This window comes from Streptomyces sp. NPDC051776 (assembly GCF_040681345.1).
GTDB lineage: Bacteria > Actinomycetota > Actinomycetes > Streptomycetales > Streptomycetaceae > Streptomyces.
This window is the reverse complement of the sequence record NZ_JBFAYQ010000001.1, coordinates 339,980-353,246: the sequence shown is the minus strand read 5'-3', so window position 1 is coordinate 353,246 and position 13,267 is coordinate 339,980. Positions and strand designations below refer to the sequence as shown.

General features: G+C 68.8%; 11 protein-coding genes and 1 pseudogene. 2 read left to right on the top strand and 10 right to left on the bottom strand.

The annotated features are described in order from the left end of the window. Positions 1-16 precede the first annotated feature (16 nt). The 8 genes and pseudogenes from AB0M26_RS01560 to AB0M26_RS01525 form a co-directional block, all read right to left on the bottom strand. Entirely contained in the window at positions 17-481 is a 465-nt protein-coding gene (locus tag AB0M26_RS01560; RefSeq protein WP_365252689.1) for a hypothetical protein, read from the bottom strand. A gap of 161 nt (positions 482-642) precedes the next feature. Continuing rightward, positions 643-1,194: a hypothetical protein gene (locus AB0M26_RS01555; protein WP_365252686.1), complete on the bottom strand. Its 552-nt coding sequence runs from the start codon at positions 1,192-1,194 to the stop codon at positions 643-645. A 50-nt stretch (positions 1,195-1,244) separates the two neighbouring features. Continuing rightward, on the bottom strand, positions 1,245-1,805 hold the full coding sequence (locus AB0M26_RS01550) for a putative T7SS-secreted protein (protein WP_365252683.1): 561 nt from the start codon (positions 1,803-1,805) through the stop codon (positions 1,245-1,247). Beyond that, a complete protein-coding gene (locus AB0M26_RS01545) occupies positions 1,802-2,101 on the bottom strand; it encodes a hypothetical protein (protein ID WP_365252680.1) in 300 nt (99 codons plus the stop codon). The genes AB0M26_RS01550 and AB0M26_RS01545 overlap by 4 nt, the downstream gene beginning before the upstream one ends. A gap of 16 nt (positions 2,102-2,117) precedes the next feature. Beyond that, positions 2,118-3,161 (bottom strand): annotated as a pseudogene (locus AB0M26_RS01540) (hypothetical protein). Continuing rightward, the gene (locus tag AB0M26_RS01535; RefSeq protein ID WP_365252677.1) at positions 3,149-3,655 is read right to left on the bottom strand and encodes a hypothetical protein; all 507 of its coding nucleotides are present in this window, start codon (positions 3,653-3,655) and stop codon (positions 3,149-3,151) included. Before AB0M26_RS01535 ends, AB0M26_RS01540 begins: the two are co-directional and overlap by 13 nt. A 396-nt stretch (positions 3,656-4,051) precedes the next feature. Further along, positions 4,052-6,625, bottom strand: coding sequence for an FtsX-like permease family protein (locus tag AB0M26_RS01530; RefSeq protein ID WP_365252674.1), 2,574 nt, complete (start codon positions 6,623-6,625; stop codon positions 4,052-4,054). Then, on the bottom strand, positions 6,622-7,410 hold the full coding sequence (locus AB0M26_RS01525) for an ABC transporter ATP-binding protein (RefSeq protein WP_365252671.1): 789 nt from the start codon (positions 7,408-7,410) through the stop codon (positions 6,622-6,624). The genes AB0M26_RS01530 and AB0M26_RS01525 overlap by 4 nt, the downstream gene beginning before the upstream one ends. A gap of 757 nt (positions 7,411-8,167) precedes the next feature. Here AB0M26_RS01525 and AB0M26_RS01520 point away from each other — a divergent pair. Beyond that, positions 8,168-9,733: an MDR family MFS transporter gene (locus AB0M26_RS01520; protein WP_365253009.1), complete on the top strand. Its 1,566-nt coding sequence runs from the start codon at positions 8,168-8,170 to the stop codon at positions 9,731-9,733. A 154-nt stretch (positions 9,734-9,887) separates the two neighbouring features. Here the strand turns inward: AB0M26_RS01520 and AB0M26_RS01515 are convergent, their stop codons facing one another. Further along, positions 9,888-10,847 carry a cellulose-binding protein gene (locus tag AB0M26_RS01515; protein WP_365252668.1) on the bottom strand — a complete coding sequence of 320 codons (960 nt, stop codon included), beginning with the start codon at positions 10,845-10,847 and terminating at the stop codon, positions 9,888-9,890. Positions 10,848-11,012: 165 nt separating this feature from the next. On the opposite strand from AB0M26_RS01515, the gene AB0M26_RS01510 reads away from it, so the two are divergent. Then, positions 11,013-12,434: a histidine kinase gene (locus AB0M26_RS01510; protein ID WP_365252665.1), complete on the top strand. Its 1,422-nt coding sequence runs from the start codon at positions 11,013-11,015 to the stop codon at positions 12,432-12,434. Between the two features lie 328 nt (positions 12,435-12,762). Here the strand turns inward: AB0M26_RS01510 and AB0M26_RS01505 are convergent, their stop codons facing one another. Continuing rightward, on the bottom strand, positions 12,763-13,266 hold the full coding sequence (locus AB0M26_RS01505; RefSeq protein ID WP_365252662.1) for an SUKH-3 domain-containing protein: 504 nt from the start codon (positions 13,264-13,266) through the stop codon (positions 12,763-12,765). Position 13,267: the final 1 nt, after the last annotated feature.

The window sequence follows — 13,267 nt, the reverse complement described above, 5'->3', positions numbered from 1 at the left end:
CCCTTTGGTCCCTTGTTCATTGCCCAACCTGAACGTCTACGAACACGGAACGACCAGCGATCGCCGCGACAAGCCCAGCCATCTCTCGGACCTGTTCAGGATTGAGGCTAGTGCCAATGACCAGGAGGCCCTGCACGCCGCCAACCGGACAGGCAAGCGCTCCCGCTAGGCCTATGCGGCAGTCATCGGATGTCTCATCGGTCGTGCCTTCCGGAACTCGGACCGGCGGTTGGGCCATGAATCCGAAGCCAAGACCCATATCGGTGACAAATGATTCGGTGTAAGCACCGACCTCGCTGTACTCCTTGCCGAACGTCTGCGCCATGAGCTCACCAAGGTCGAGTTCATCAGGGCTGCTCGGTACGTCTACAACCCCTGCATAGACCTGCCATGCCGCATGTGCGCCGGTGCTGGGAAGCGGTGCGGTAATCGTCCCGTACATCAGAACACCATCAGCGAAGAGCGCTCCGTGCAGCGCCATCAGTGCGCTTGTGAACTCTTCACGCCTGCCAAAGGCGGTGAATGGATATGTGAGATGAACCAATTCCGAGCAGCGCGCCCGTGTGGCCGCTATGTCAGTACCATCTTACATCAGATCGAACCAGTCCGAGGGTACGAACAGGCTAATCTCCCCGCGAGCGCTTAGCGCGCCCATGGCGCCACCGTCGGTTTGTCAGTCAGGGCGCCGAAGTCCCAATGCAACATCTTCCCCGCCGTCTCGATGCTGTCGTCCTTGCCTTCGGCCATCATGGCATGACCAGTCCATGTGGTGAAGTATTGAGCGGAACGCCAACCGAACTCAGTGTGACTCATTGAGTAGGACGCTCCCCGTGCGAGCTGAAAGTATCCCATGGGCAACTCCACGGCGGAACCGACGAATTGATCGACAGTACGCGTCGCCTGACCACTGGTACGGGCAGCAGAGAGAACTTCGTCGCCGAATCGAGCCCCGATCTTCCCAAGTCCAAAGCCCACGGCGTCCAAGATCACGTCCTTGGTCATCAGTGCTTTTGCGAAGCTTCCTGTGGTTCCCACCGCTGACAGGTAGTGGGCAGCAAGAGCAACTCCGCCGAGGATCAGTGAAGCCGCGCCCAGGAATTGAAGACCCGGGATGAGAGCGAGGAGTCCTGTGATGCCACTGAGGAGTCCCGCGACGTCCCCAATGAGCTTGAGGAACGGCGCAAGTTCCTTCAATGTCCCCATTGGATCAAGGGCTGCATCCTTGACTCCCTCAAGGGCGTCGCCTACCGCAGCTCCCAACTCGTCCCAGAATCCTGGCTCTTCTGGGGCGATATCAATCGCTTTCTGAAGACGAAGCGCCGCCTGCCGCCCCTCCTCCTCATAGGTAACGCGCAGAGCACGTGCTCGTTTGCGGACCTTTTCGACGGGATCGGCCCGTCCGGCTTCTCCCCGGTTTTCGTCGATCCTGGGTCCGCGTTAGCCGAACTCTTCCCCGAGTCAGTGGCTTGTTCCGCTTCAGAGGCCTCCTCTTCAAGTCTGAGCGCAATCTTTTGATGGGCCAGCATGTACTCGGCCCAATCACGGATGACATCCTTTGCTTGGTCGAAGGACTTGTATGCGTCATCGACCTTTGGACGGAAGTCATCAGCGAGCAGGGCTCGGAATGCCTCCGCCGCCTTACCTCTCCAGTCGCCTTTGTCCGCGCCCCTCAGAACCCGGCTGATCTCCCCCAAAGCGTCCGAGGTGGCACGGATTGTGGAGGCGGTTTTTTTGACGGTCTCGTAGTCCCCGGGGCACGGCACAAACCCAAGCACAGGAAATTTGTCAATGGTTGGGGCACTCACTTCTTCTTCGCCGCCTTCGACAACTCCGCGGCAAGGTTCTTGTCGAGATCCTTGAAGGCCTTCTCGATCTGGTCGAGAGCCTCCACTGATCCCTTGGAGAACTTGCGGAGCTGCCCTATACCGTAGGACCACTCGTCTCCGAAGCTATCCATGCGCCGTTCCAGTTCGGCCGCTCCCATGGCTTTGGTGTCTACTCGCTCTATGGCCCGGGCGGGCTTCTCGAGGGTTTCGCCGATATGCGCAAGATTTCGTCGGACGCGCTTGAGCATCGCCCCATCGATGTACAAGTCACTCATCAAAACTTCCTGGCGGTCAGCGGTTGATGGCCTGGATTTCCTGAACAGTCATGTCCTGGGTGGTCCCGAAGGACCCGTCGGGAAGGCCCCCGCCGCTACCACCCGTGCCATCCCAAGTGATCTTCCAGGTGATGATCGCCTTCAGTTGGTAGGGCGCGTCATCGGCAGAAGCCCTCAGATAGGTGAAGCCGCAGGGCGGGGTTCGGTCGGACGATCCCTTCGCATACGGAGTGCCGATACGTCCGTCCGAGCGGATGGGACATTCGCCCGAGGCCGGGTGTAGTCGAACATCCTCCGTGCCAGGCTCGAGCTTCAGCGACACCGGTTTGGCGGTGGTCGTCGCCTCGATTCCAAGAGCCGGTACGGATGCTGTCACGGAGACGGGCTTGAACTCCGCCCTGTCCAGCCACGCCCACGTCGGGAGGTTTACCCTCTGCTTCTGGGCCGGGGACAGCTCGATCGCGGTGTCGGGGACGCGGACACGGGCATAGGCAAGCTCGGCGAGGACCTTGGGTGTGACGGCGTTCTCGTACTCGGCCGGGGGCGGGTCGCCCTTGTCCACCCAGAAGAACGGCTTGTCGCAGTCGAGTGCACCGGGCGCCCCGGCGCCGCCCTCCGGCACATAACCGTCCCACCAATAGCCCTTGTCCGCCTTGTCGAGGTTGAAGTTCTTGTACGGCTCTCCGTCCTCGTAGCGCTTCTTCTGCTCAAGGTCCCACTGAGGGCCAGTGGACTCCAGAGCCCACTGGCTCTCTTGGTACTTCTTGAACTGCTGTGCCGTGTACTACGGCGCATACCAACAGGGCGGCTGGGACCAGGTGCCTGTTGGCGCGAGGGGACCAACGCTCGCCCCCTTGCCGTTGTCGGACTCGTCGAACCTCACGCCTCCGGCGAACGCGGATACGCCGTTGTCGACCGCTCCACCGCCCAACTCGACCCCGCCTCGCGTACCACCCTTTCCGCGCCCGCCAGCCGGTGCGGGTCCAGCGGAGAGCACGGTCAACACACAAGCGGACACGACGACGAACGCGGCTGCTTTCCGGCCGCCTAGGGCTGGCATTGGTCGGCACCTCGCTCCGAGACGACGTCGACTGTCTGCCACACACCGCTGCTGTTCTTCTTCAAGCGCGCGTTGTAGAGAACATAACTGTCCGCCGAGGTGGGAGTCTTGTCGACCTTCCCCGTCTTCCGGTCGCTGATGTTGGACTTGCTCTCGTCCGAGCAGTAGACGACCGAGACCGCACCGTCGTCCCGTGGAGTGATCCGCCAGTCCGAATAGCGAGTCGTACCGACCCAGCTTTGGCCCTTGTCCACGTATCCCTTGACGTAGTCCGACGACGTCACCAACGCCTTGTCCACGTTGTAGAAGGCCAGAGCACGAGACTTGAGACTGCCTTTGAAAATTGCCTCGTCGACGGAGTCGATGCCCTGTGTCAAGTCGGCGAGCACGGCGTCCTTCTTCGGGTCCCCGGTCTTGGTCCCCTCAAAGACATTGCGCCCCGAGCCCTTGGGAAACTCGATCTTCGGCCGCTCCGCGGAATTTGTGGAACTCACGCTCGGTGAGGCGGTCTTCTTACCCTCCGCTCCGCCCGCGCCGGCGATCTTCTCGTCTCTGGACTTGCTTTCGCCGCCGCACGCAGTGAGCAGCAGAGCCGCCGCCGCAGCACAGGCCGCTGCCGCTACTGGCAGACCCGGGCCATTGGTGTTCCCCTCTTCCGGTCCCTGGACATGGTGGCCAAACGCTACTGGACCCCTCTGACACAGCTGCGACGAGGTCAGCACAATCCGTAACTCTTGGGAGTGTTGCAGCCATCGCGGCCGCTTGGCTCAACCGCCCGGGCGAGCACCCGCAACCCGGCAACAGAAGCGACGCAGCAAGCCCCCGGGGCCGCTCGGATCGAGCGGCCCCGGGGGCTCATCATCGTGCGCGCCGCGCCGGTGGCGGCTCCGTCACTCCGTCGCGATCGCGTTCAGGACGTTCATCCGGCCCGCCCGGAACGCCGGGATCAGGGCTGCGAACAGGCCCACGAACGCCGAGGCGATGAAGACCGTGATGATCGTGGGCCAGGGGATGTCCAGAACCTCAAGGCCCTGGAGGGCCAGGAGCTTCTGGGCGCTGGCTCCCCAGCCCATGCCCAGGCCGAGGCCCAGGAGGGCTCCGAAGAGGGCGATGACCACGGATTCCAGGCGGATCATGCGGCGAAGCTGGCGGCGGGACAGGCCGATGGCACGCATCAGGCCGATCTCGCGGGTGCGTTCGACGACCGAGAGGGCGAGGGTGTTCACCACACCGAGCACCGCCACGACGATCGCCAGTGCCAGCAGGCCGTAGACAATATTGAGCAGTTGGCCGACCTGCTTCTTCAACCGCTCCTTGTAGTCGGTCTGGTCGCGCACCGTGTACTGCGGGTACTCCTTCATGGAGGCTTTGAGCGCGGTGTACGCGGCTTTCTCCTTGCCGGCCTCCGCCTTCGCGAACATGATCGTGTTCAGCGGCATCCGGTCCGCGGGCAGATGGCGGTCGGCGGTCGCGATGCTGGTGTAGTTCGCGCCCTTGTCGACGGAGGAGTCGTCGGACGTGATCGCCGCGACCTTCAGACGTGCCGTTTCACCGCCCTTGAACGCCACCTTCAACGTGTCGCCCACCTTGATGCCGTGCTTCTTGGCGTATGTGTCGCCGACGGACATGGCGTCCCTGCCGTAGGCGGCGGCCAGTTCGCCCGAGACGGTCTCCCGCCGCAGGTCCTGCGCATAGGTCGGGTCCGCCGCGACCAGGTCGGCGTCACCCCTCGCGCCGTCCGGGGTGGTGATCCGCGTCTCGATGTCCTTGTACTCGGTGACGTGGTCCACCGCGGCGGCGGTCCGCAGGGCCTTGGCGGCCTGCGGCTGGATCGGCTGGTTGGTGTCGGACTGGATGATGAAGTCCGCGCCGACGGACTTGTCGAGCTGCTCGGTTGCGGATGACACCATCGAGGAGCCGACCACGGAGAGGCCGGCGACCAGGGCGAGGCCGATCATCAGGGCCGCGCCGGTGGCGCCCGTACGGCGCGGGTTGCGCAGAGCGTTGCGCTCGGCCATCCGCCCCACGGGGCCGAACACCCGCAGCAGGACGGCGCTGATGACGCGGACCACGAGGCCGGCGAGCACCGGGCCGATGACGACGAAGCCGATGAGGGTGAGCACCACACCGAGGCCCAGGAGCATCGACCCCTCGGCCGCCTCGTCGGCCTGCGCCGCGGCCCAGAGGCCGGCCCCGCCGGTGGCCGTGAGCACCATGCCCAGGACGGCGCGGACCCTGCCGGTCTTCCGGTCGGCCGGGACGCCGACGTCGCGCAGTGCGGCCATCGGGGAGACCTTGCCGGCGCGCCGCGCGGGCAGATACGCCGCGAGGACGGTGACCACGATGCCGAGGGTCACGCCCACCACGGGGGTGGTCCACTTGATCGTCAGATCCGCCGTCGACAGGTGCATCCCGATGAAGCCCATGAGCCTCATCAGCCCGACCGCGAGGCCCACTCCCGCGCCGACGCCCAGCAACGAGCCGATGAAGCCCAGCAGCAGCGCCTCGATCAGCACCGAGCGGTTGACCTGGCGGCGGCCCGCCCCGATGGCGCGCATCAGGCCGATCTCGCGGGTGCGCTGGGCGACGAGCATCGAGAACGTGTTGATGATGAGGAAGATGCCGACGAGGAAGGCCACTCCGGCGAAGCCGAGCATCGCGTACTTCACCACGTCGAGGAAGCTCCCGATGCCCTCGCGGCTGGAGTCGGCGGCCTCCTCGGCGGTCTGCAGCTTGTACGCGCCGCCGAGTTCGGCCGCGACGTACGTCTTGAGCCGTTCGTCGGAGACCCCCGGGGCGGCGGTGACGGAGACCGAGGTGTAGACGTTCTCGGCGCCGAGCAGCTTGCGCTGCGCCGTCTTCGTGTCGAAGTAGACCACCGCGGCTCCGGGGTTGGTGACCTTGAAGGCCGCGATGCCGACGATTTTCGCCCGGAAGTCACCGGTGACGGCGATGGTGCGCAGTTCGTCGCCGAGCTCGAGCTTGTGCTTGTCAGCGGTGTCCGCGTCGACCATCACCTCGGTGGGCCCGCGCGGACGGTGTCCCTCCGCGATCTCCATGGAGCGCAGTTCGTTGCCGGTCCAGTTGGCGGCGATGGTCGGGGCGCCGGTGCTGGAGCCCATGTTCTTGTTGTCGGAGTCGACGACCGTCACGCTCATGCTGGTGACGGCGCCCTCGACCGACTTCACGCCCTTCGCCTTCTTCACCTCGGTGAGCGTCCGGGCCGGCAGCGACTCGGGACGGCCGGTCCGCGGCGTCTCACCGCCGCCCTTCTGGCGCTTGGGGCTCACGGTGACGTCGGCCGAGCTGCTGGCGAAGAGTTTGTCGAACGTGGTGTTCATGGTGTCCGAGAAGACCAGCGTGCCGCACACGAAGGCCACCGACAGCAGGACGGCGATGGCGGAGAGCGCCATCCGGCCCTTGTGCGCAAGGAAGTTGCGCAGCGAGGTTCTGACGACCGTCACGACACCCTCCCGCGGGCGTCGAAGTTCTTCATCCGGTCCAGCACCTGCTCGGCGGTCGGGCTGTACATCTCGTCCACGATCCGCCCGTCGGCCAGGTACAGCACGCGGTCCGCGTACGCGGCTGCGACCGGGTCGTGGGTGACGGTAACGATGGTCTGACCCAGCTTGTCCACCGAATGCCGAAGGAAGCCGAGGACCTCGGCGCCCGCGCGCGAGTCCAGGTTCCCGGTCGGCTCGTCACCGAAGATGATCTCGGGCCGGGAGGCGAGCGCCCGGGCAACGGCGACGCGTTGCTGCTGGCCGCCGGACAGTTCGGTCGGACGGTGCCTCAGCCGGTCCGCGAGTCCGACGGTCTCCACGACCCGGGCCAGCCACTCGCGCTCCGGCTTGCGGCCCGCTATGTCCATCGGCAGCGTGATGTTCTCCAGCGCGTTGAGCGTCGGCAGCAGGTTGAACGCCTGGAAGATGAAGCCGATACGGTCCCTGCGGAGCTGGGTGAGCTTCTTGTCCTTGAGCTTGGTGATCTCGGTGTCGTCGACGAAGATCTGGCCCGAGGTCACGGTGTCGAGACCGGCCAAGCAGTGCATGAGCGTGGACTTTCCGGAGCCCGACGGGCCCATGATCGCGGTGAACTGCCCCCGCGCGATGTCCACATCGACATGGTCGAGGGCGACGACGCGCGTCTCGCCCGACCCGTAGGCCTTCACGACCTGACGCGCCCGCGCGGCAACGGCCGTACGCCCTCCACCGCCCCCGGTCCTGGGAATGGTCACAGCCGAAGTCACGGTATCTCTCCTCAGTCGTCTGCGTAGTGCGTGAGGGACGTCGGTCCCCCATCCGGTATGAGCCCGAGTCTGCTGGCGGGTGGTGGTGCCGCGCACGGGTGCACGGCGCCGTCCCGGGAGGGGGTTTTCCCCACCCCCCACCGCGGGACTGGCGGAAAGCGACCCCCCTTCCCGCCGGCCCCGCGGTCCCCCTCGGGGCCCACGAGAAGGCTAGGGGCGGAAGGTTGCTCCCCTCCTCCTCCGGCAGGACGAACCCCGGCTGCCCTCAAGTACGGACCTCCCCCTAGGGGTCGTCCGCCTTCGGCCGAGCCGGGCGTACGGTCCGAGCCTGCGCCCTCACGCAACCGGAGGGTCAAGCCCGGCTCCACCCCTGTGCCGCCTCCGCCGAGGCCGGGGCAGCGGTTGTGGGTTCGGCAGGTCGGCACGGGGCGGGGCCCCTGTTTCCTCGGCGGGCTCCGCATGGAAGGGTGCGTCGTACACGGACCCGAGGGCGTGCGCGACCCGACCGTGTACGCGGGCCCGGAGGACGTACGCGATCCGGGGGCGTACGCGGCCCGAGGACGTGCGCGGCCCGAGGACGTACGTGGTGGGCGTACGCGGCCCGAACTGCGTACGCGGATTCGAGAGCTTCGCAGAGGAATCGAGGAGGGGCACGGTGAGCGGTACCGCGAGACGTACGGGCCACGGCGCGGCACCCGAAGCGGCATCCGTCCCCAGCGCACACAGGGGCCCCGTCGCCGCTGCCCTGATGCTCGGAATGGCGCTGGCCGCCCTCGACAGCACGATCGTGTCGACCGCCGTCCCGCAGATCGTCGGCGATCTCGGCGGCTTCTCCGTCTTCTCCTGGCTCTTCTCCGGCTACATGCTCGCCGTGACCGTCACCCTCCCCGTCTACGGCAAGCTGTCCGACACCTTCGGCCGCAAGCCCGTTCTCGTCTGCGGCGTCGTCCTCTTCCTCCTCGGCTCGCTGCTGTGCGCCGGCGCCTGGAGCATGGCCGGCCTCATCGCCTTCCGCGTCGTGCAGGGGCTCGGCGGAGGGGCGATCCAGGGAACGGTCCAGACGATCGCCGCCGACCTCTATCCGCTGAAGGACCGGCCCAAGATCCAGGCCAAGCTCTCCACGGTATGGGCCGTGTCCGCCGTGGCAGGGCCGGCCATCGGCGGCCTCCTGGTGGCGTACGCCGACTGGCGCTGGATCTTCCTCATCAACCTGCCGGTGGGCGCCGTCGCCCTCTGGCTGATCGGCCGTCACCTCCGCGAGACCGTACCGGCGAAACCGCCGCGGCCCGCACCGGACGGGGCGGGCAGGTGGAGCTCCCGCCTTGTGCCCCGCGTCGACTGGGCCGGGGCGCTGGCCGTCTTCGCCTGCGGCGGCCTGCTGCTGACGGCCCTGGTCCAGGGCGGCGTGGCCTGGCCCTGGTTGTCGGCGCCCTCGCTCGGCCTGTTCGCGGCCGGGGCGGTCTGCGCCGCCGCGACCGTCGTCATCGAACGGCGCGCAGCCGAACCGATCATCCCCGGTTGGGTGTGGAAGCGCCGCCCGATCGCCGCCGTCAACCTCGCCCTCGGCGCGCTCGGCCTGCTCATGGTCGCTCCGACCGTATTCCTGCCGACCTACGCCCAGTCCGTCCTCGGACTGGGCCCCACCGCCGCCGGGTTCGTGCTCACCGTCATGACCCTGAGCTGGCCGGTCTCAGCCGCGCTCAGCAGCCATGTCTACAACCGCGTCGGCTTCCGGCAGAGCGCGCTGCTCGGCATCGGCCTCGCCGCGCTGATCCTCCTGGCCTTCCCCCTGCTCCCGTATCCCGGAGAGCCGTGGATGCCCGCACTGATCATGCTGCTGCTCGGGGGCGCCCTCGGCATCTTCCAACTTCCGTTGATCGTGGGCGTGCAGTCGACGGTGGAGTGGGCCGAGCGCGGTACGGCCACGGCGTCCGTGCTCTTCAACCGGCAGATAGGGCAGAGCGTGGGCGCGGCGCTGTTCGGGGCGGTCGCCAACGCCACCCTCGCCGGGCGTCTGGCCGAGGCACCCGCCTCGATCCGGCCGGACCTGCCCGCCACCCTCGACTCCGTCTCGCACGCCCTCGAACACCCCGGGGCGCTCTCGGACACCGCCGCGGACTATCTGCGACGGGCGGTCGACGCGGCCGTGGACCACGTGTACGTGGGGGCCGCGGCCGCCGCGGGGCTCGCCTTCCTGGTCCTGCTGCTCCTGGCCCCGCGCCGCTTCCCCGTCCTGCCCGACAACTCGTCGGGCCCGGGACACGGGGACTCCGGTGCGGGCACCGGCAGCGGCACCAACGCGGGCGGCGGCGGGGGCTCGTAGCACTTCGGCGACGACTCGGCCCTGGTTGGCTCGTTCCTCGGCTCAATCCTCCGCCGGTCCTCGGCCCAGATTCTCCGCCAGTCCTCCGCCGGTCCTCGGCTCAGACCTCCGCCAGTCCGCCGGTCCCCCGCCCAGCCTTCCACCGGTCCTCGGCTCAATCCTCCGCGCTCGCCGACGGGCCCGGCACCGATCCGGTCTCGGCCGCCTCCCCCGTACTACCCCTGCTCCCGTCCGGCACCCGGGCCGAGAGCGCCGCCAGGCTCCCCCGCACATGCTCCAGATGCCTCCGGACCTCCTCACGCCGCTCCGCGTGCTGCCGCAGCACCTCGTCGGTCTCCTCGGCGACCCGTTCCTCCCACGAGCGCGCCCGCGCCAGGAGGTCCGCGGCCTGCGCTTCCGCCGCCTCCTGCCCGTACCGCGCCGCCTGGTCGACCTCCGCGAACCGCCGCTGCGCCTGAGCAAGACCGGCCTCCGCGCGCTCCACCAGTTCCTCGACACGGGCGTCGAACCCGGCCTCCTGCTCGGCCAGTTCGCGCCCCGTCTCGTCCCAGCCTGCCGCCTGCTCCTTCTCCTGGTCGGCGAGGAGGTCGACGCACCTCTGCTGCATCTCCTTCAGGGCCGCGACCGCCTCTGTCCGCAGCTCCTTGGCGTCGCGCCGCGCGGTCGCCCGCATCTCGTCGGCGACCTGCTGGGCCACGACCCGGCACCGGTCGGCCCACGCCTCCGCCTCCTCCCGCACCCGGGTCGCCGTACCGCGCACGTCCTCCCGTACGGCCCTGGCGAACGCGTCCGCCTCCTCACGCACCTCGTGCGCCGCCGCCTCCGCCGCGTCCCGCAGGTCCACCGCCTCCGACTCGGCGATGGACAGCAGTTCCTGTGCCCGGGTGCCCAGCCCCTCGTACGTCTGCGGCGGCATCGAGGCAGCCTGCTCCCGCAGTTGGCGGGCCTTCTCCTCCATCTCCTTGACGAGGACGGTGAGGCGCGCCGCGCGCTCCCAGGTCTCGTCGCGGGACGCCGCCAGCCCGCCGACGAGGCGGTCGACCTGCTCGGGCCGGTAGCCACGCTCGCGGCCCCGGACCGTGGTGAAGCCCTGCGGTGACACAGACGCACTCATCCTGAAGCCCCTTTTATCCGTCATGGTGGTCTTGCCGTGTTCTGCGGCGCACATCTTTCTGGATGAGAGCGAATACCGCATAACGCGACACTCCGCACGCCACCGCGCCAAGAGGTGGGGAAACCCAGCGGATAATGCGCGCGCGCCGCCCGTACGCTGGTCGGTATGACCAAAACGGGGGCAGTGAGGGAGGCCGGGGCGCGAGGGGCGCCGACCGGCCCGTGGTGGTGGGCACGACGGCGCAGCATGGCGCTCGACGTCGTCCTCGCCGTCATATCCGCGATCGAGTGCGCGGTCGAGGGGGTCCCCTTCGCCGGCGAAGCGCAGGTACCGGTGTCCGCGGGGGTGGCGCTCGGCGTGGTGGCCGGGTCGGCCCTCGTCCTTCGGCGTCGCTGGCCGATAGCCGTCGTGCTGGTGTCGATCGCGGTCACCCCGGCCGAAATGGGCTTCCTGCTCGGCGTCGTCGGCCTCTACACCCTCGCCGCGTCCGACGTGCCGCGCCGCATCACCGTCATCCTGGCCGGAATGTCCATGACCGGGACGCTGCTGATCACCTTCATCAGCTTCCACCAGGACATGCGGAACGACGGCTACGGCCCGCCGGTCTGGGTCTCCACCCTCGTCTCCGTCCTCATGGCCATCGGCCTGACCGCGCCGTCCCTGCTGCTCGGCCTGTACGCGGGCGCGCGCCGGCGCCTGGTGGAGAGCCTGCGCGAACGGGCCGACGGCCTCGAGCGCGAACTCTCCCTCCTCGCCGAACGCGCCGAGGAGCGCGCGGAGTGGGCCCGCAACGAGGAGCGAACCCGTATCGCCCGCGAGATGCACGACGTGGTCGCCCACCGCGTATCCCTCATGGTCGTCCACGCCGCCGCCCTGCAGGCCGTGGCCCAGAAGGACCCGGAGCGCGCCGTGCGCAACGCCGCCCTCGTCGGCGACATGGGGCGGCAGGCGCTCAACGAACTGCGCGAAATGCTCGGCGTCCTGCGCACCGAGGACCGGCTCGCCGCACCGGCGCGACTCGCGGAGTTCGCCACGTGGCGCGGGGGCCCCGAGGCGGACGGGAACGGCGCAGCGGCCGTGGCCGACGGCGGCACGGGGACGCGGGCCGTTTCCCGGGGGGCCGGTTCCGGGGCGACGGCGCGGTCCGTCACGGCGGCAGCGCAGGAGACGGACGGTCCGTCCCTCAGCGAGCTGGAGGCCCTCATCGGGCAGTCACGGGCGGCGGGCATGACGGTCGAACTGTCCGTCGAGGGCGATCGGCGCACGTACACCGCCCGGGTCGAGCGGACCGCCTACCGCGTCGTCCAGGAAGCGCTCACCAACGTCCACAAGCACGCCGCGGGGGCCAAGGCGCGGGTGCGGCTCGCGCACCGGGAAGCCGAGGTGGCGGTCCAGGTGGAGAACGGGCCCCCGGCCGAAGACGTGGCAGGCGCCTGCCTCCCCAGCGGCGGCAACGGGCTGGTCGGCATGCGGGAGCGGGTCACGGCCCTGGGCGGGGGATTCGTGTTCGGTCCGACCGACGCGGGTGGCTTCCGCGTATCGGCGGTCCTCCCGGACCGCGCGCCGGAGGCGCTGCGACCCGTCTGACGCGACGCGCCTCCACGGCCTCGCGGCGCGTACGCGCACCGGGCACGGCGGAGAATCGGGAGGCACCGCGGAGCCCGCACACGCTGCACGTACGCCGTACGTGCAGCGGAAACCATCCGTGCCGACGGACGCCGCACGGACCATGACGCCCGCAACTGCCCACGGACGCCGACGGCGGCACGAAACCGTAGGCCACGGAACCCGTACCCAGCGCGGAACCAGTACTCCCCGCGGACCCCCTACGTGTACGTGCCGCGAACCCCGTGCTTCCCGCGGAACCCGAACGTGCCGCCCCTGCTCTCCGGCACCCGCGCACGGCGGCCGCCCGTCAGGCGCCCGTCGAGAGACGGGCCGGGCGCGTGCCCGTGATCAGCGTCGCGAGCGCCTCGTCGACGTCCCGGCCCAGAAACCAGTCCCCGGTGTGGTCGATGCTGTAGACGCGGCCCTCGGAATCGATCGCCAGCACCGCGCCCGCGCCACCGGTCTCGGCGCCCAGCGGACACACCTCAGCCTCCAGCGCGCGTCCGAGATCGATGAGCGTACGGGCCATGTGCAGCCCCCGCATCGGATCCACCACCAGCGGCGTGGGCGCGATGTGCCGGCCCGGCCCCGGCCCCGCGACATGCAGGCCGCCGAACTCCGCCCACGCCTCGACGGCGGCCGGGAAGACCGTGTGTTCGTGCCCCGCGGGCGAGGCGTGCGCGCGCAGCGCGTCAGCCCAGATCTCCGCCTGCCGGATGTCCCAGCGGCCCGGCTGCCACCCCGCCTCGCGCAGCGCCGCATCGACGGCGACGGGAAATCGCGTGGCGGCGGTCCGGTCGAAAGCGCGCATA

Bases quoted from the DNA above. Each gene is read 5' to 3' on its own strand.
- AB0M26_RS01505 (WP_365252662.1), bottom strand. From the start codon at position 13,266: ATGCGCGCTTTCGACCGGACCGCCGCCACGCGATTTCCCGTCGCCGTC.
- AB0M26_RS01510 (WP_365252665.1), top strand. From the start codon at position 11,013: ATGACCAAAACGGGGGCAGTGAGGGAGGCCGGGGCGCGAGGGGCGCCG.
- AB0M26_RS01560 (WP_365252689.1), bottom strand. From the start codon at position 481: ATGGCGCTGCACGGAGCGCTCTTCGCTGATGGTGTTCTGATGTACGGG.
- AB0M26_RS01515 (WP_365252668.1), bottom strand. From the start codon at position 10,847: ATGAGTGCGTCTGTGTCACCGCAGGGCTTCACCACGGTCCGGGGCCGC.
- AB0M26_RS01545 (WP_365252680.1), bottom strand. From the start codon at position 2,101: ATGAGTGACTTGTACATCGATGGGGCGATGCTCAAGCGCGTCCGACGA.
- AB0M26_RS01520 (WP_365253009.1), top strand. From the start codon at position 8,168: ATGGCGCTGGCCGCCCTCGACAGCACGATCGTGTCGACCGCCGTCCCG.